General features: G+C 42.3%; 14 protein-coding genes and 1 pseudogene. 4 read left to right on the top strand and 11 right to left on the bottom strand.

Annotated elements, in window-relative coordinates; genetic code table 11:
- Positions 1-243: 243 nt before the first annotated feature.
- A complete protein-coding gene (locus tag DPF90_RS15460; RefSeq protein WP_114787236.1) occupies positions 244-1,434 on the top strand; it encodes an MFS transporter in 1,191 nt (396 codons plus the stop codon).
- Positions 1,435-1,497: 63 nt separating this feature from the next.
- Here the strand turns inward: DPF90_RS15460 and DPF90_RS15455 are convergent.
- Positions 1,498-4,068, bottom strand: a pseudogene (locus DPF90_RS15455) (response regulator); the annotation flags it as partial.
- A 314-nt stretch (positions 4,069-4,382) separates the two neighbouring features.
- Entirely contained in the window at positions 4,383-5,390 is a 1,008-nt protein-coding gene (gene glsA, locus DPF90_RS15450; RefSeq protein WP_114787234.1) for a glutaminase A, read from the bottom strand.
- Positions 5,391-5,748: 358 nt separating this feature from the next.
- Here glsA and ansA point away from each other — a divergent pair, with 358 nt between their 5' ends.
- Both ansA and DPF90_RS15440 read left to right on the top strand, forming a co-directional pair.
- Positions 5,749-6,765: an asparaginase gene (ansA, locus tag DPF90_RS15445; protein ID WP_114787233.1), complete on the top strand. Its 1,017-nt coding sequence runs from the start codon at positions 5,749-5,751 to the stop codon at positions 6,763-6,765.
- Between the two features lie 142 nt (positions 6,766-6,907).
- The gene (locus DPF90_RS15440; protein ID WP_114787232.1) at positions 6,908-7,738 is read left to right on the top strand and encodes a CPBP family intramembrane glutamic endopeptidase; all 831 of its coding nucleotides are present in this window, start codon (positions 6,908-6,910) and stop codon (positions 7,736-7,738) included.
- Between the two features lie 50 nt (positions 7,739-7,788).
- Here DPF90_RS15440 and serS read toward each other — a convergent pair whose 3' ends face one another.
- The 4 genes from serS to DPF90_RS15420 form a co-directional block, all read right to left on the bottom strand.
- Positions 7,789-9,096, bottom strand: a complete 1,308-nt coding sequence (serS, locus tag DPF90_RS15435; RefSeq protein ID WP_114787231.1) for a serine--tRNA ligase — start codon at positions 9,094-9,096, stop codon at positions 7,789-7,791.
- A 96-nt stretch (positions 9,097-9,192) separates the two neighbouring features.
- Positions 9,193-10,539: a replication-associated recombination protein A gene (locus DPF90_RS15430; protein WP_114787230.1), complete on the bottom strand. Its 1,347-nt coding sequence runs from the start codon at positions 10,537-10,539 to the stop codon at positions 9,193-9,195.
- A gap of 2 nt (positions 10,540-10,541) precedes the next feature.
- A complete protein-coding gene (gene lolA / locus DPF90_RS15425) occupies positions 10,542-11,138 on the bottom strand; it encodes an outer membrane lipoprotein periplasmic chaperone LolA (protein WP_114787229.1) in 597 nt (198 codons plus the stop codon).
- Positions 11,139-11,217: 79 nt separating this feature from the next.
- Complete coding sequence (locus DPF90_RS15420) at positions 11,218-11,823, bottom strand: YecA family protein (RefSeq protein WP_114787228.1); 606 nt, start codon at positions 11,821-11,823, stop codon at positions 11,218-11,220.
- A gap of 188 nt (positions 11,824-12,011) precedes the next feature.
- Here DPF90_RS15420 and dusC point away from each other — a divergent pair, with 188 nt between their 5' ends.
- A complete protein-coding gene (gene dusC, locus DPF90_RS15415; RefSeq protein ID WP_114787227.1) occupies positions 12,012-12,965 on the top strand; it encodes a tRNA dihydrouridine(16) synthase DusC in 954 nt (317 codons plus the stop codon).
- 10 nt (positions 12,966-12,975) lie between these two features.
- Here dusC and DPF90_RS15410 read toward each other — a convergent pair whose 3' ends face one another.
- The 5 genes from DPF90_RS15410 to cysB all read right to left on the bottom strand — a co-directional run bounded on the left by DPF90_RS15410 (position 12,976) and on the right by cysB (position 18,098).
- Positions 12,976-13,770, bottom strand: coding sequence for an ABC transporter ATP-binding protein (locus tag DPF90_RS15410; protein ID WP_114787226.1), 795 nt, complete (start codon positions 13,768-13,770; stop codon positions 12,976-12,978).
- Between the two features lie 36 nt (positions 13,771-13,806).
- Positions 13,807-14,709, bottom strand: a complete 903-nt coding sequence (locus tag DPF90_RS15405; protein ID WP_114787225.1) for an ABC transporter permease — start codon at positions 14,707-14,709, stop codon at positions 13,807-13,809.
- A gap of 46 nt (positions 14,710-14,755) precedes the next feature.
- On the bottom strand, positions 14,756-15,724 hold the full coding sequence (locus DPF90_RS15400; protein ID WP_114787224.1) for an ABC transporter substrate binding protein: 969 nt from the start codon (positions 15,722-15,724) through the stop codon (positions 14,756-14,758).
- 143 nt (positions 15,725-15,867) lie between these two features.
- Entirely contained in the window at positions 15,868-17,064 is a 1,197-nt protein-coding gene (locus DPF90_RS15395; RefSeq protein ID WP_114787223.1) for a methyltransferase, read from the bottom strand.
- A 59-nt stretch (positions 17,065-17,123) separates the two neighbouring features.
- Positions 17,124-18,098, bottom strand: a complete 975-nt coding sequence (gene cysB / locus DPF90_RS15390) for an HTH-type transcriptional regulator CysB (RefSeq protein ID WP_114787222.1) — start codon at positions 18,096-18,098, stop codon at positions 17,124-17,126.
- Positions 18,099-18,118: the final 20 nt, after the last annotated feature.

Raw genomic sequence — 18,118 nt, 5'->3', positions numbered from 1 at the left:
TATCGACTTCTCATCTATCTATCAGCTAAATCTCTGGAACAATTTATTTTATCATGTATGATGCGCACATATAAAAAGGCAAAAATTTAGTTTATATAGAACTCCATTATTTAATAAAATTGATAATTCAATCATTAAAATAACGATTAAATAAATTATTTCTCGTCTATATTTGGGACAAAAATAATTCAGCGATTTTTATAAAAACTTAAAGAAAAGACTAAATTTATAAGGGGTACAAGGTTGTCATTAACGTGGAAACAGAGAGCTAGTGCTGTTCTTGGTAATGCTATGGAGTACTACGATATCGCAGTATTTGCGTCAATATCTATGTACATTTCTCAATTATTTTCAAACCAAGGGATTGAACATTCAGAGTTTATCGTATGGGGAGTATTTGCATTAAGATTCTTAATTCGTCCCATTGGTGGTGTTGTCATTTGTCGCTATGCCGCACAGTATGGGCGAAAAAAGGCTTTGGTTTTCTGTAATCTACTTACAGGTTTTGCGACTGTTTCTATGGCTTTAGTCCCAGTTGAAACTGTTGGCCAGTATGTAGTGGTTATATTCTTAGTGCTACAAATGCTCCAAGCATTTAGTTTTGGCGGAGAATACCCAACCCTGTTTAACTATCTTTTGTATGATGCAAAAAAATCTGAACGTTCTAGAATTAGCAGTCTCATTGTATCTAGCTCAATTTCAGGCGTTATCATATCACTATTAATCGTTGCTGGGCTGGAGTACTTCCTTAGTCAAGAGCAAATGATGGCTTGGGGTTGGAGAATACCGCTATTTATTGGTGTTATAAATATTATCGTCAGTCTATACCTTCGTCTTTCTTTGCCAGAGTTACCAAAAGCTGGAAAAATAGCGACTCAAGCTAACTACAAAGTTATTACAAAAGTCTTTTGTTTATCCGTTCTTGCCGGTGTCATATTCTACGTACAAAACTTAGCAAGTGGCATTTTAGGTAAAGCAATGAATATTGAGAATCTAGCATTAATAAACTCTTCGATCTTGGTTTTATTGATATTTACATTCTCATTTATTGTAGATAAATACTTTTCTACCAAACAAGCCTTTAAGTTTGGTGCTATCGCCATGTTGTTTTCCGCTATCCCACTCTTTGCACTGCTTGGCTCTGAGCAATTTGTTTTGCAAGCATGTGCTGTTTTAGGTATTAGTGCTTTATCTGCCGTTATATTGGGCAATACAGTAGCCGTACTTTGGCAGCATTCAGAAAACCACATTACAAGTCTAGGGGTGGGTTACAATATCGCGTTATCTATCTTTGGTGGCCTAACACCACTTATCGTGGCTGAGGCGATGGAACATGGTTCAGCCTACGTGGGTTTATATCTAGCAATAGCTTCAATACCCTGCTTGATGGTACTTTTTCTCACAGATACAAGACCAGAACTTTCTCCTGCATAGGGGTACACGCAAAGCTGACGATCGCAGACTCAGAATACTCCGAGTCTGCACCTATTCCCCAATTTATGACGTGATACTCTCGATTTCTTGTAAAAGCGTTTCTTTCTTGAAAGGCTTGGGTAAATACGCATCCATACCGGAATCAAAACAACGACGAATATCATCATCTATCACACTCGCTGTCAGCGCAATAATAGGCGTTTTAGACAGACCAGAGAACCGCTCATATTCGCGAATCTTTTGTGTCGCTTCAAATCCATCCATAACTGGCATCATGCAGTCCATCAGAATAATATCAAAATTACTATCTTGCGCATATTTGTCCACCGCTACCTGTCCATTTTCCGCGATTTCAAACTGATAACCCGCTTTACTCAGCATTATTGACGCCACTTTTTGATTAACATTGTTATCCTCGACCAACAAAATGCGCCCTAAATAATCCGATAAAGATTCGCTAGGTACTTTACACATACCTTTAGGCTCTGACTCTAATTTTGTTGGTTGTTTATGCCTGGAATTTTGAGGAAACAATGCCAACAATTTTTGTCTTAAAACATCGGCTTTAAAGGGTTTGGCTAGGTAATCATTCATACCGACATCAAAACACTTTTGAATGTCTTCATCCACCACGCTAGCAGTCAGTGCAACAATGGGAACAAGACGGTCTCGGTTTTCCTCTCGCTCTATTTGACGGATCTTCTCTGTTGCTTCAAATCCATCCATGACTGGCATCATACAATCCATAAGTATCACCGCATAGTTATGTTTCTTAAACATTTCTAAGGCCTGCTGACCATTTTCAGCAAGATCAAAACTATAACCGGATTTCTCAACATGAATTGTAGCAATCTTGCGGTTAACCTCATTATCATCTACCACCAATACCTTGTTGATGTTGACTTCTTCTTGGGTTATTTGTGGCGTTTCAACAGAAGATTGAGCAAAGCTGTTTTCCAGCCGCTCTATAAGCTTCACCAAGCGCTGGCCAAGTAAAGGCTGGGTAATTACAGCGCCAACGCTTTCTCCAAAATCAAACTGTTGGCTGTGTAGGTGTTTTATTAAACATACATGTTTGCCCAAATCATGAATATGACGAAAGAGACTTTCACTTTGGGCTGCCATGTTAGGCCTAGTTTCTACATAGATAACAATAACATTATCTTTCTCGTATACCCATTCAGGCAAATGATCCAGCCCCGTTACAGATTGGTAAACGGGCGCATGATAGAAGTTTAAAGATTCACATAGCTGATCTTGCTGAGCTTTGTCATCACAGACCAAACACAGTAGGCTGGTCCGTAAACTATTCTTGGAGTCAAAGTCCAGTTGAGCAATAGGTAGACATAACTCAAAGAAAAAGCGGCTGCCATGATTTTTTTCTGACTCTAGGCGAATCTTACCTCCCATGAGCTCAACTAACTGGGTACTGATGGCTAGCCCGAGCCCTGTACCACCAAATTGCCGAGTGGTAGACTCGTCTTCTTGAACAAAAGGCTCAAAAATTTTCTTTTGCTGCTGCTCATCAATCCCTATTCCTGAATCTTGTACAGAAAACTCCACAACAGCATTTGTACCTTCCACCTTCTTAGTGGTTACGCAAAGATGTACCTCACCCTGATCAGTAAACTTCACAGCATTAGACATAAAATTCATCAATATTTGGCGTAATCTATGATCGTCAATCATCAGGCAATAAGGCGTATTAGCCGTCACCGTAACTTTTAGCTCAACTTCTTTTTCTTGGGCCTTGGGTGAGACAATTGATGCAATATCATAAATCGATTCTCTTACATTGGTAGAATTGGGACTAATAACTAGCATTCCGGATTCGACCTTAGAGAAATCTAAAATATCATTAATCAGATTGAGTAATAGATGAGATGACGTCTCAATTGTACCTACATAGTCACGTTGGATGGCTGTTAATGAAGTATCAGAAAGGACTTCTGAAATACCTATCACACCATTAAGGGGGGTTCGAATTTCATGTGACATATTTGCCAGAAAGCTACTTTTAGCCTTACTGGCCTTAATCGCTTCATCTTTTGCTTTTTCTGCACTTTCTCTGGCTTGGTTAAGCTGATAATAATGGTTTTCAATCACATCGCTAGAGTGATTAAACCTATCTGCCAAGTTAGTAATTTCGTCGCTAAACCATGCATGAGGAAGAGAAATCTTATTAGGAGCTTGGTCACTTTCGCTACTACTAACGGTTTTCTCCATCATGTTTATTCGCTTGATCACAAAAAACCATGTGAAGGCAAGAACACTTGCCACTAGTAATACAATACGAACACTTTCTGCAAAAAGGATATGAACAAACTGCAACCACAAGCTATTGTATGTCGGCGTGAGATCCGATTGAATAATCAAATTTCCCAAAGCATAACTCTTGCCACTCAGTTGGTATTCCAGTGGCCATACTTGCGTAATCGCATTATCATCCAGTCGCAGCCCTCTTTCGATGACGGACCCTTTATCATTCCATATGTTGGCGTAATCTACACCTGGTAACGTCAACAGACCTTCTATCTGGGACTTAAGAAGCGCTCGATCTTCTACCCATAAACTACTGGTAATGCTAGATAACTGGCTTACCTTTATGTTTGATAGAGCATTATTGATATGACTTATATCCAGTTGGAATCTGTGATATAGATTGTAACTCGTCGTCGTCAGGGCAAGAAATACACTAATAACAGTAACAGCGAAGAGTAACTTTTTATTAATACTCAAGTATCGACGTTTGCCTTTCATATGAAACCTAGCTCTTATTTTTTCTGGTCTCAAATAAGGATAGTCGGATGTGCGAAAAGTGTGAAGTGTTGCGAAACTTCATCGCTCACCAAGGTGTTTTTTTAAGCTAAAGGAATGACTAGAAAACACCAAAGAAGGCTAGATAGCCAGTACCCTTTGCGGCACTGGCTTATTTTTCTGAATTAAGGTTATTTTTGCTTGGCGTAAGGGTTTAAGTTCATCTCGTTAACAATATAACTTACGGCTCTTTGAGCTCGCACACTGTTACCAAACTCATCAAGCGGTGGTGATACCACACCAATAGCCATTTTTCCCGGTATAATGGCAATGAAACCACCACCCACACCACTTTTTGCTGGCACTCCCGTTTCATAAAACCAGCTACCTGAATTATCATAGACACCAGACATAACCATTGATGATAATATGTTTGGTACATAGTCACCATTTAGTATTTTTTTATGTGTCAGTGGGTGTGAACCATAATTGGCGAGAACCGACCCCATCACCGCCAAGTCATGAGCGGTGACATTAACTGAACACTGCTTGGTATATGTGGTCACTGCCTCAAGAGGGCTAGTACCCAGCCTTCCATATGAATCAAGCAGAAAAGCAATACCAAGATTGCGCTTGTTGTCCTCCATTTCCGACTGTAGTACATCATTATTGATTTTGAGCTTTTTACCTGCAAAATTGTCCAAATTACCCTTAATCATCTTCCAACGATCGATTTCATTTTGAGTCGTTAGCCAACTCACTGTAGAAATAGCGCCAGCATTAACATAAGGGTTAGATGGGGAGCCTTGCTGGTTTTCAATTGCCAAAACAGAGTTAAAGGGCATGCCTGTAGGTTGAACCCCTATGGTCTCTTCAACAAAGTCCGGCCCTTTATCATTCATTAACAGTGCTAGAGTAAAAACTTTTGAGACAGACTGTATAGAAACCGGTGCGTCATAATCTCCAAATTCACAAACGCGTCCATTTGTAGTCACAACTGAGATACCGAAGGTTTTTGGGTCAACAGACTCCAGCGCCTTGATATAAGCGGCATTATTACCAGAATTCAGGTCTCTGAATTTAAGGTAAGCCGCCTGTGCAGCAGCGCAAACTTGGTCGTCTTCTCGCTGGCTTGCAAACGAGGGAGCTGTAAATAAAAAAATAAGTAAAGAAGAAAACAATAAAAATTGTCTATGCATACAAAGCCTCGATCTACAAGCTAGTTAAATTGCAATTCAGGTATTGAATTATATAAGCATTATACTCATATAATTCACCAAATGAGATAATAGCAAACCTTAGCGCATGTCATTTTATAAACAACCAAGTCGTCAAAGTAATTGGTCATACCAGTACTCTTAAGACCTTAAGCTAGCCTAGGTTTAGGTCCTCTCCTCCATACAAAGCGTTAAATATGATTATAGGTCTTTGCTTAATGCATTTATTGACAATTAAACAGATAAAAGCAAATAGATGAGGAGCTACCTACTTTTCCTTGGCTTATATTAATATATAATCCCACTCTCTGTTCCCCTACAATTGACTGGTTTTTAAGCTATGGCAAGAAAACATATTTATATCGCTTATACTGGCGGAACCATCGGAATGAAAAAGTCTGATGATCACGGATACGTTCCTGTGGCAGGTTTTATGGAAAAACAGCTAGCAAGTATGCCGGAGTTCCAGCGTCCCGAAATGCCCAAATTTACTATCCATGAATATGCCCCTCTAATCGATTCATCGGATATGACTCCAAAAGATTGGCAACAAATCGCAGATGATATCCGAAGCAACTACGATAAATACGATGGATTTGTCATCTTACACGGCACTGATACCATGGCTTACACGGCATCAGCTTTGTCATTTATGCTTGAAAACTTATCAAAACCCGTAATTGTAACAGGATCCCAAATCCCATTGGCTGAGCTAAGATCTGATGGCCAAGCCAATTTGCTTAATGCTCTCCACATAGCGGCGAACTACCCAATCAATGAGGTCACGCTTTTCTTCAATAATAAGCTAATGCGGGGTAATCGAAGCACTAAGTCACACGCAGATGGTTTTAATGCATTTACCTCTCCGAACCTATCTCCCCTTTTAGAAGCCGGTATCAATATCCAGATCGGTAACGATGTTGTGGTAGATGAAAGAGCTTTAGGAGCATTTAAAGTACACGACATTACACCACAGCCGATTGGTGTGATCACCATGTATCCTGGGATCTCACATGAGGTGATTCGAAATACCTTGCTACAACCTGTTAATGCGATGATTTTGCTTACATTTGGCGTAGGTAATGCCCCGCAAAACCCAGAGCTTTTGTCTCACCTCAAAGATGCATCGGAGCGTGGTGTTATCGTAGTCAATCTTACCCAATGCTTGGCAGGTAAAGTCAACATGGGAGGCTATGCCACAGGCTGCGCTCTTGCTGAAGCAGGTGTGATCAGTGGATATGACATGACACCAGAAGCTGCATTGGCAAAGCTTCACTATCTACTCAGCCAAAATCTCAGTTATGAGCAAGTAAAGGCGCAGATGCAGCAGGTGTTAAGAGGCGAAATGTCTATTTAATTATTAGCCACTTTGGCAAAGCATATAAAGTAAGCCGATGAGTTATCGGCTTTTCAATAAATTGATCTGATGAGTTCAAGTCCGCTTGTTCACTCGGACGATTCGGTTCATGATTTGGCTTTAAAAATAAATGGGCCCAAATATGCAAATAGACATCCAAATATGGGTTTGGCTAATTCTCGCAATTTCAATTGCAGCAGCTTTTCTCAAGGTAAACAAAACTTCGTCGATTCTTCTCGCCGTCGTTCTGCTTGGTGGCCTATATTATGAGGTTGTCACGCCCGTTGGCTTGATACTGGTTAGCACGTTTTATACAGCTCTTTACTACTTAAGAAACAAATCATGGATACCTTCAACAGCCCTATCTACTTTTGCAGTTATCTGTTGTGTGGCTCTTTTCCTTCACCTAGTCCCTGGCTTTAATAACCCTCAAGTCCTAGAAAAAGTTCAAGCAGGCCCTCTCAGTGCAGACTTCAACATGTACATGAATCTAGACAAGCCACTCGCATTTTTTGCACTACTATGCATCTTTCCAGGCTTATTAGGTAGGCCGCGACAACCTAATTATCGCGGGTTATTGATTGTTTGTACCTTGCTTTTTGCTCTACTACCCATCGCATCTGCTCTTGGTGCTATCAAACCTGAACTAACCCTACCATCTTGGTGGTGGTTATTTGCATTTAACAACCTAATGTTTACCTGCGTCGCCGAGGAAGCCCTATTTAGAGGCTTTATTCAGCAAAAATTAACAAAGAAGTTTGGTGTATACTTCGCTCTAGTCGTGTCGAGTTTGTTATTCGGTGCCGCTCATTTGTCAGGTGGTCTGCTATTGATAACATTTGCCACACTAGCAGGACTTGGCTACGGATTGGTTTTTCATCTAACCGGAAGGCTATGGGCTGCCGTTCTCATTCACTTCTTATTTAACTTTAGCCACTTGGTTTTTTACACATACCCGATCTTTCGAGGATAGTGTTACAAAAAAGCCAGCACTTAGGCTGGCTTTTGCTTCATTACAACTTGTTATCCGATGTGGGTCACACCACCCATATACTTCTGCAGTACGGCAGGAATAGCAATACGACCATCGGCTTCTTGGTTGTTTTCCAAAATCGCCACCATAGTACGACCAACAGCCAAACCTGAACCGTTTAATGTGTGTAATAGTTCTGGTTTTTTCTCACCTTTACGACGAAAACGAGCTTGCATACGACGAGCTTGGAAATCCCAAGTATTCGAACAAGATGAAATCTCACGATATGTCTCTTGTGCTGGCACCCATACTTCTAGATCATAGGTTTTACGAGCACCGAAGCCCATATCACCAGTACATAAAATAACTTTACGATAAGGAAGTTCTAGCATTTGCAGTACTTTTTCAGCATGCCCAGTTAGCTCTTCCAGAGCCGCCATTGAATCTTCTGGCTTGGTAATTTGAATCAGTTCAACCTTATCAAACTGATGCATACGGATAAGTCCACGCGTATCACGGCCATACGAACCAGCTTCAGAACGGAAACATGGCGTATGTGCCGTCATCTTAATCGGCAAATCTGCTTCATCAACTATGGTATCTCTCACCATATTAGTTACTGGCACTTCCGCTGTAGGAATAAGAGAGAGCTTACGTGGTTCTTCATCGTTAACTTTTTCAGTTAATGGCTCGGTATGGAAAAGATCTTCGCCAAACTTAGGTAACTGTCCTGTACCATGTAAGCTGTCGGAATTAACCAAATAAGGTACATAAACTTCTGTATAGCCATGCTCTTCTGTGTGTAAATCAAGCATAAACTGGGCGATAGCACGGTGAAGACGCGCAAATTGCCCTTTCATTACTATAAATCGTGCGCCAGTAATTTTTGTTGCGCAGGCAAAATCAAGTCCACCGCCCATCTCGCCCAAATCTACATGATCTTTGACCTCAAAATCGTAAGACTTGGGTTCACCCCAGCGCGACACTTCAACATTGTCATTTTCGTCTTTGCCAGCAGGCACTTCATCATCAGGTAAGTTAGGAACCGACAAAGTAATATATTCCAACTTATTTTGGATCTCTGCGAGCTGTACTTTTTTAGCTTCTAGATCACTGCCGAGTGTACCTATCTGCTTTTTAATCTCTTCTGCACCTTCTTTGTCTCCTGCTGCCATTTTCTGGCCTATCTGCTTGGAGATCGAATTACGACTGGATTGTAAATTTTCAACTTCGACTTGGATCGACTTACGTTGATCTTCAAGTGTACGGATTGTCTCTACGTCTAGCTTATAGCCACGACGCGCCAGTTTTTCAGCTGTGTCATCCAGCTCTGTACGAAGTAATTTAGAATCCAGCATTGTTAATCCTATGCTTTGGTGTAGTGAAATTGACGCTTAAACATCGTGCCCAAGCGCTTTGGTAATTAGCCTGACAAATGTATCCAAAAAAGAGGCTTATTCATAGCGCTTTTGTGGGCTTTTTGCATCTAAACTTGCCAGATAATCTAACTTTTCCGCAATTTTTACCTCTAAGCCTCGATTTGTCGGAAAGTAATAGCGTGTATCCTGCATTTCTTGAGGGAAGTAATTCTCACCGGCCGCATAAGCTCCGGCTTCATCATGGGCGTAACGATACTCTGCACCATAACCAAGATCTTTCATTAATCCGGTTGGAGCATTACGCAGATGAGCAGGAACCTCGTACTCAGGCTGATTGTGAGCATCTTGAAGTGCTTGCTTCCAAGCCGTATATACCGCATTACTTTTTGGAGCACAGGCCAAATAGACAATAGCTTGCGCAATCGCTCTTTCACCTTCTGCTGGGCCAACTCGAGCAAAACAATCCCAAGCAGATAAAGCCACTTGCATTGCCCTTGGGTCAGCATTGCCAATGTCCTCTGATGCAATTGCCAACAAACGGCGAGCAATGTATAAAGGGTCACACCCAGCAGCAATCATTCTTGCAGCCCAATAAAGCGCTGCATCAGGGTCTGAACCTCGAATCGATTTATGTACTGCAGAAATTAAGTCGTACCAAATATCGCCTTTGTTATCAAAACGAGATACCTTCTCTCCTGCCACTTCAGCGAGTAGTGGTAAGGTTATCTGCTTGACTCCTTGCTCATCCTCAGTCGCCATGTCATAGAGCAACTCCAGATAGTTCAGCGACATACGAGCATCGCCATTAACCAATTCAGATAGACGGTCAAGCACGTTATCAGCAAAGTGAGCTTCGTATTTACCCAAGCCCAACTCTTTATCATTAATGGCTTGCTCAAGTGTGTGATAAATATCTTGTACTGATAGAGAAGTAAGCTTATATACACGGGCGCGCGATAGCAGGGCGTTATTCAATTCAAATGATGGATTCTCTGTCGTCGCACCAATAAAAGTAATGGTGCCATCTTCAATGTGAGGCAAAAAAGCATCTTGCTGAGATTTGTTAAACCGGTGAACTTCGTCAACAAACAAGATGGTGCGAAGTCCGGCAGCTTGGTGCTCACGCGCTTTCTCAATCGCCAAGCGTATATCTTTAACACCTGAAGTAACAGCAGATAAGCGCTCTACTTCTGCATGAGCATAATTGGCCGAAATTTCAGCCAAAGTCGTCTTTCCTGTGCCTGGAGGTCCCCAAAGAATCATAGAATGCAGATGTCCAGACTCAAGAGCACGGCGCAGGGGTTTACCTTCCGCTAAGATATGTCGCTGCCCGATATACCGCTCAAACCTTGTTGGGCGCATTCTTGCGGCAAGCGGCCGAAAGTCCTCTTGCCCTGTAAAGTCCAAACAATAATTACTCATTGCTATTTCCTTTGATCATCAACCTCAACCCCTTTAGGAATGGTAAAAGTGAAACGATCGGCGCTCGGTTTAGATAATCTGACATTGTTAAATTTGAAGTCACTTCTCTGACCGTCTTGTTCAACAATACTAAAACCTTTTACCGCTCCTTTTTTATCAATTTCAAGTTTGAAGCTACCTTGATTACTATCAACTGAGGTTGGAATTAATGTAAAGAAGTCACCTTGCTGGGAAACTTTATAGCTGTCCCAATCACTGGGTTTGTTGCGAGTCAATAACACGAAAGGTGTTTGCTCTGTAGCTTGCTCCTGTGAGTAAATACTTACCTGCTCTATAAACGGGCTGTAGTACCACAAGGACTTTCCATCAGATACCAACACATTTTCATCAGGCGAAATGGTTTCCCAGCGAAACAAACTTGGTCTAGAAATATCTACTTTTCCAGCACCTTTAGTTAACACATCACCTTCTGGGCTAATTAACTGCTGGGTAAAATCAGCGCTAAAGCCTTCCGACAGTTGCAGCCTTTTACTTAGCTCGTCTTTAGGCGCTGCAAACACATAAAAGCTCAGCAAAAATAGCACAGCAAATTTTTTCATTCTTCTTATCCTATTAAGTCGACACTACCACTTTACATCTTGATATCAGGGTGTTTGACCGATTTTGGTTAACTTTGTTCTATTGGCCACAACACTGTTTGAATTTTTTCCCGCTACCACACGGGCACTGATCATTGCGGCCCACACCTTTAAATGGATTGAGTGACTGCGCTTTCGCGCCTAACATGATTTCATCTGCAGCAAGTGCTACTTCATTGATCATCAAATCAAGTTGCGGAACTAAACCATTTAACGAGGGTGGAGAGTCAACGCCAGCGGCTTTCATCTCAGCTTGAGTCTTACTTTCATCAATAGCCAACATTAATGTCGTGAGCAAAGCTTGAAGCATTCTTAATGAGCCATCGACAAGATTCACCTCTTGCCACTGTGGCTCTACCTTGGGCCACATAGTCATAAAACCTTCTGCAAAGTCCGCCAGTTGCTCATCCTTTTGAGAAGCATCGAGCAATGACAACAAAGAATACTCATTGCGTTTTAAATAAGCATATTGCTTATGAATATGCTGCTCAACCTCTGCTTTAGCGTTGGGCGTATGGTTAGGAAGAACCTCTGACAGCCATAGTTCAGGATCCAATGGCTTCGTCGCTAAGTTGGCCGCAAGGATCACGCCCTCGATGAAAATTTCAGATTCTTCGGTTTCAAGTTTTAATAGTGGATAAGTCATGCATTTACTTCAGACATCATAATAGCTTGGACCATTATAACCTGACCAAATGACAGCGGTCACTGTTGTCTTTACAGCTAAAGCATATTAGCAGGTTTAAAGTTAACCTATAGACAAGTCTCTCAGGTAATTAGACATCTTGCTGGGAAATCTCTAAAATCACGCCTCCTGATCAAGAGACATTGTTTATGCGAGTAGTTTTAGGCCCTATGGAGGGCGTTTTAGACCATTTAATGCGAGAGATCTTAACCGATATTAACGACTATGACCTTTGTGTCACTGAGTTTGTTCGTGTTGTTGATCAATTACTGCCTGAACATGTTTTCTACCGTTTGTGCCCCGAGCTAAAGCAAGGGTCTAAAACTAAGTCAGGAGTGCCGGTTCATATTCAGCTACTAGGACAAGATCCGCATTGGATGGCTGAAAACGCCGTCAGAGCTGCAGAGCTTGGTGCTAAAGGTGTTGATATTAACTTTGGTTGTCCAGCAAAACTGGTCAATAAAAGTAAAGGCGGTGCAGCATTACTGCAACACCCTGACCTCGTTCATCAAGTCGTTAGGGCCTGTCGAAACGCACTTCCATCGCATGTTCCACTTAGCGCAAAGATTCGCTTGGGATGGGATAATCCTAACGACTGCTTTGAGATTGTTGATGCAGTACAAAGCGCGGGCGCTAACGAACTTACGGTACACGCCCGGACCAAAACAGGCGGATACCAAGCCAGTGAAATAAAGTGGTCTTATATCAATGAAATCCGCCAGCGCTTTGATATTCCTCTCATCGCAAATGGTGAAATATGGAATTATCAAGACGGGCAAGCTTGCATTGAAACCACAGGTGTTGATTCTCTTATGGTTTGTCGCGGTGCGTTTAATGTTCCCAACTTAGGTAATGTGGTCAAACACAACCAAGTGGCCATGCCTTGGCAAGATGTCATCAAGCTATTACTGCTTTATTCTCAGTACGAAATGAAAGGTGACAAAGGACTTTACTACCCTAATCGTGTCAAACAGTGGTTTTCTTACCTGCGTCAAGAATACCCTCAAGCAAACGAGTTGTTTCGAGAAATAAGGACTTTCAATAAAGCAGCGCCTATTGTAGAACGGATAAAGGAATACCAAAGCGCCGAACCCGCAGCATAGATTGACATAATTAGTTGAGAAGGAGACTATCATCCGACAGCTCCTCTCCTTTAACGTGAGAAAACATATCGAGCAAGTCTGTAACCTGTAAATTGGCTCTTTGCTCACCCGCAACATCAAGAACAATTTCTCCTTGATGCATCATCACAGTGCGATCGCCACATGCTAGAGCATCTTTCATTGAGTGGGTTACCATGATCACAGTCAATTGAAACTCATTCACAAGAGTTTTGGTGAGTTCGATAACAAACATCGCCATTCTAGGGTCAAGTGCAGCGGTGTGCTCATCAAGGAGCAAAATCTTGCTATCAGCTAACGTAGCCATAACAAGGCTCACAGCTTGCCGCTGCCCTCCAGAGAGTAAACCAATGCTATCGCCCAATCGGTCTTCCAAACCGAGTCCAAGAATACTTATCCGCTCTTGGAAGAGTTTACGCCTTTGGCTAGATAGAGCAGACGCCCAGCCTCGCTTGTTCCCTCGCATAAACGCCAGCGCCATGTTTTCTTCAATTGATAACTCAGCGCAAGTCCCCGCTAAAGGATCTTGAAATACTCTCGCGCACTGCCTTGCTCTTTGATGAACCGCTTGTTTAGTCACATCTAAACCATTAAGGACAACATTTCCTTGGATAATTGGTGTCTCACCAGTCACAGCGCCAAGTAAAGTCGACTTGCCTGCCCCATTGGAGCCAATCACTGTTAGAAATTGGCCTTTTTCAACCAAAAGTGACACTCCCTTAAGCGCGGGGTTTTCCAATATAGTTCCACGGTTAAATATGACGTTAATATTATTTAGCTCTATCACACACCGTCTCCAAATCCTCAAAACAACTTTAACCTTTTATCTCTTGACCGCAGAGTCCAATTTTTTCGCATGAATATACGCTTTTAGTTTGGGCGCAATTAAGGCTATTGCTACCAACACCGCAGTCACAAGGTTAAGATCAGAAGCCTGCAGGCCAAATAGCCCCGAACTAAGCGCAAAAGCGACAGCAAGGCGATACAATACTGAGCCAAGAATAACTGCAACGACAGACACCCATATACTGCGTCCAGGCATGAGTGTTTGGCCTAGGATCACAGCTGCGAGGCCCACAACTATGGTTCCTACACCAGAGGTTACATCAGCAAAACTATTGGTCTGTGCAAACAAAGCACCAGCAAAGCCGACAAAACCGTTAGATAATGCGAGACCAAAATAAATATAAAATGAGGTGCTGCCTCCTTGAGCTGAAAGCATGCGAGCATTCACACCCGTTGCGCGCAAACCTAAGCCAAAGTCACTACTAAGAAGCCGAATAACAAATAGAGCAGATAAGAGTACCAGCACACCAACAATCAGTGGCCGGATTAACATGGGATCAGCAAGATTTTCAAAAGATGTAAGGATTGTCTCTTCACCAAGAAGCGCTATGTTGGGTCTACCCATAATGCGAATGTTAATTGAGAAGGCTGCAATCATAGTTAGGATGGAGGCGAGAAGGTGCAATATGCCGCATCTAACAGCCAAAAAAGCTGTCACCCAACCCGTTGCAGCCCCTGCCATAATAGCCATCCCTGTCGCTATCCATGGATTCAAGCCAGCCACAATTGCTGTTGCAGCAACAGCTGCTCCCATGGGAAAACTGCCATCCACACTCAGATCAGGGAAGTCGAGCATCCGAAAAGTAATAAATACACCAAGCGCAACTAGACCGTACACTAGACCAATTTCAAGAGCTCCGAAAAATGCAAACGCTGACATCTTCACTCCTCTTGGCTTTAATCGCTAACAAAGGGTATCGCTATTTTTATTGCTTAACTTGAGTAGCACGCTCGATAATTGAATCAGGGATACTAATACCTAACCGTTTTGCCGCAGCGGTATTCACAACTAAATCTGAACCATTAGCAACTTTCACATCCAGTACTCCAGGTTCAGCACCTTCCAATATTGCAGCAACATACTCTGCTGTTTGAACGCCAACCTGATAGTAATCAAAACCAATACTCGCAATCGCGCCTTTGTCAACATAGGAAGTCGCACCACCAAATACGGGAGTATTGGCCTGATTTGCCGCAACCAGCATGCCCTCAATCGCACTAGCTACTGTATTGTCAGTCGGTGCATAGAGGATATCTGATTTCTCTGCAATCGCTTGTGTGGCAGATTGAACATCGGCACTTTTCAAGGCAGTCGCTTCAAATACGCTAATTCCTTGCGCTTTAGCGTTTTCTTTCAATAAATTAACCAAGGTGACTGCGTTAGCTTCACCAGGATTAAATACCACACCAATGGACTTTACATCAGGCATAATTTCTTTGATCAGAGCCACATGCTGATTCACAGGAGAAAGGTCAGAAAGTCCAGTTACATTTTTTCCTGGCTGAGTCATACTTTTGACCAATTTAGCACCAACAGGATCCGTAACTGCAGTGAAGACAACGGGGATAGAGCGCGTCGCAGCAACCAAAGCTTGAGCCGTCGGTGTAGCAATTCCCACCAATACATCTGGCTTCTCCCCAACATACTGACGTGCGATTTGAACGGCTATTGCTGGGTTGCCCTGAGCAGTTTTATAGTCAAATTCTAGGTTTTTCCCTTGTATGTAACCCTTTGCTTTAAGCCCATCCAACAAGCCCTGGCGTGCTGAATCTAATGCTGGGTGTTCAACGATTTGAGATACAGCGACTTTTGCTGTCTTTGCCATACTGTTTATGGGAAGGATTAGTGTTGCACCTAATATTAATACACTAGATATAGCCTTTGCTGCTTTCATCTCTGCTCCTTGATCTAAGCATGCCAACTTGGCATGTGTTACAACTCGTAGCGAGTTATACACATCATTCATTATTGGCAATAAGTTAGAAAAATTAAAAGATTGAGATAACAATTGCAGCAATTAATTTCAATGACAGTAGATTATGGTTTAACCGCTTGAATTAAAATATTTCTTGGGGTAACTTCCTCAGAACAAAAAGTCGCAAGTGATACTTGGTAACCATGTTCTCCAAGATAGAGAGCTTTATCATGCACCAGCCACATTTCTAAACTTCGACGAAAAGGTTGCTGAACCAAGTTCAAGCGCTCCATCTGCCAATAGCGCTTAACCCCTCGAGAATAAAAATCATCATAGGCAAGCGCTTGCGGTAGTGCCAGCTGTTTTTTATCAGCCGCCCATTGGCAAAAGGCTTCAAAACCCTCCGAGAGCATAGATTTTTTGATACTAGGAACCGGAACATAATCTTTGTGGCCTAAGACTTCTCTTAATATTAAATCCAATCCTAGTCGGTAACTCATCTCAAGAAAGCGATGTCTTTTCACTCTTTCTCCACCTGTTACCGTCTCCTGTAACGAAATTCGCAGCTCAGCTCGAGATAGTTTAAGCTCAGATAACTGACCGTATGACGACAAGGCTTGATACTTGTCATCTTGAGTAAGGTGATAACAACAAGGTGAAAATGTCAGCGCTGGCAAACCAGCAGCAACGGCTTTTTCAATCAAAGAAACATGCAAATCCCCACATGCATGTAAAGCAACAGCATGTTGGTTTCGAGTTAATATAGATTTAGCCTCATTGGATAAAGCATCACCTTGAACAAAGGTCATTGGCAACTTGAGATTATCCGCCTCTCTTTGTCCTACATCACAGAGTGTTCTCTGATATTCAAAACTCGTCACTTGCTGACCACTATGGTCAGCCAGTACTCTGCCTAAAAAGCCCTTTCCCGAACACCATTCTAGCCATTCACTACCATGGTGGCACTTAAGTGCAGCCTCTCCCATAGATACTATTTGGTGCAACTTTCTGCCAGGGACTCCATTTTTCACAGAAGGATCTAGTCTCAGACCATCAAGATGAAGCCTCTCTACTTGATTCAGTTTATGTGCGGATTCCAATTTGGGGATAAAGTCAGTCAAGCATTGATTTAATTGCTGTGGATCAGATTTAAGCTCTTCTACTTGCGCATTGGTTAATGCGTCAAGAAAACATGAAAGTTTGGAATGCTTTTCATGCCATAGAGATATCCCATAGCAACTGACTAAAAATGGTTCAAATCGCCAAAACTCTTGATGTGTGGTAAGAAATGAATCCAGTTGTAAAAACCTTTCGTGCATACTTTTACCAGCTCAGCATAAATTATGGGGTAATTCACAGAATGAGTGAAGCTTACGAGCTAGCGAATCGGTAATTGTATACCTTGAAACATCTCTTCAATCTCAGCATTAGATTTTAAAGATAACGCCTGCTCGACAACAGGACGTGTCAGATGAGGCGCAAATCGCTCCATGAAGTCGTACATATAAGTACGAAGGAAAGTTCCCCTTCTAAACCCTATACTAGTCGTGCTTGCGCCAAACAAGTGACTGGCATCGATCGCCACCAAATCTTCATCTTGATCGTTATCCATAGCCATACTGGCTATCACTCCAACCCCAATTCCCATCCGGACATAGGTTTTGATCACATCAGCATCCGTAGCAGTAAACACAACTTTGGGTGTCAGCCCGACTTTGTTAAAAGCCGTATCTAACTCAGAACGACCCGTGAACCCAAAAACATAGGTCACAAGCGGGTAAGAAGCCAAATCCTCAATAGTTATCTTCGCCTTTTGCGCTAACAAATGGTCTTTGGGTACCACAATAGATCGGTTCCAATGGTAGCAAGGCAGCATAATTGCATCTTGATACAAGTGGAGTGCCTCTGTTGCAATCGCAAAGTTCGCGGTTCCCTTAGCAATAGCTTCCGACATCTGCGAAGGAGTTCCTTGGTGCATATGCAAAGACACCTTGGGATAGCGAGCAGTAAACCCCTTGATTACATCCGGCAATGCATAACGCGCTTGGGTATGAGTTGTCGAAATGTTTAACGTTCCCATCTCCGGATGCGTATGTTCACCAGCGACCGCCTTGATACTTTCTACACGAGCAAGGATCTCTTGTGAAATACGTATGATATCTTCACCAGCCGAAGTAACCTGAGTTAAGTGCTTACCACTACGTTCAAAAATCTGAATCCCCAATTCGTCTTCTAGCAGGCGTACTTGCTTGCTTATACCTGGCTGAGAAGTGTACAAGCTTTCTGCAGTTGCCGATACATTCAGATTGTGGTTAACGACTTCAACAATGTACTTCAGTTGCTGTAACTTCATTTTTATTCCTGTAATCCCTT

Origin of the sequence: Vibrio tetraodonis, from assembly GCF_003350295.1 — a bacterium.
Taxonomy (GTDB): Bacteria; Pseudomonadota; Gammaproteobacteria; order Enterobacterales; family Vibrionaceae; genus Vibrio; species Vibrio tetraodonis.
The sequence above is the reverse complement of the archived record's forward strand: the minus strand, read 5'-3'. Positions and strand labels throughout refer to the sequence as shown.

Coding starts and splice junctions, on each gene's coding strand:
- ansA (WP_114787233.1), top strand. CDS start 5,749: ATGGCAAGAAAACATATTTATATCGCTTATACTGGCGGAACCATCGGA.
- DPF90_RS15440 (WP_114787232.1), top strand. CDS start 6,908: ATGCAAATAGACATCCAAATATGGGTTTGGCTAATTCTCGCAATTTCA.
- cysB (WP_114787222.1), bottom strand. CDS start 18,098: ATGAAGTTACAGCAACTGAAGTACATTGTTGAAGTCGTTAACCACAAT.
- DPF90_RS15405 (WP_114787225.1), bottom strand. CDS start 14,709: ATGTCAGCGTTTGCATTTTTCGGAGCTCTTGAAATTGGTCTAGTGTAC.
- dusC (WP_114787227.1), top strand. CDS start 12,012: ATGCGAGTAGTTTTAGGCCCTATGGAGGGCGTTTTAGACCATTTAATG.
- DPF90_RS15420 (WP_114787228.1), bottom strand. CDS start 11,823: ATGACTTATCCACTATTAAAACTTGAAACCGAAGAATCTGAAATTTTC.
- DPF90_RS15430 (WP_114787230.1), bottom strand. CDS start 10,539: ATGAGTAATTATTGTTTGGACTTTACAGGGCAAGAGGACTTTCGGCCG.
- DPF90_RS15395 (WP_114787223.1), bottom strand. CDS start 17,064: ATGCACGAAAGGTTTTTACAACTGGATTCATTTCTTACCACACATCAA.
- lolA (WP_114787229.1), bottom strand. CDS start 11,138: ATGAAAAAATTTGCTGTGCTATTTTTGCTGAGCTTTTATGTGTTTGCA.
- DPF90_RS15400 (WP_114787224.1), bottom strand. CDS start 15,724: ATGAAAGCAGCAAAGGCTATATCTAGTGTATTAATATTAGGTGCAACA.
- glsA (WP_114787234.1), bottom strand. CDS start 5,390: ATGCATAGACAATTTTTATTGTTTTCTTCTTTACTTATTTTTTTATTT.
- serS (WP_114787231.1), bottom strand. CDS start 9,096: ATGCTGGATTCTAAATTACTTCGTACAGAGCTGGATGACACAGCTGAA.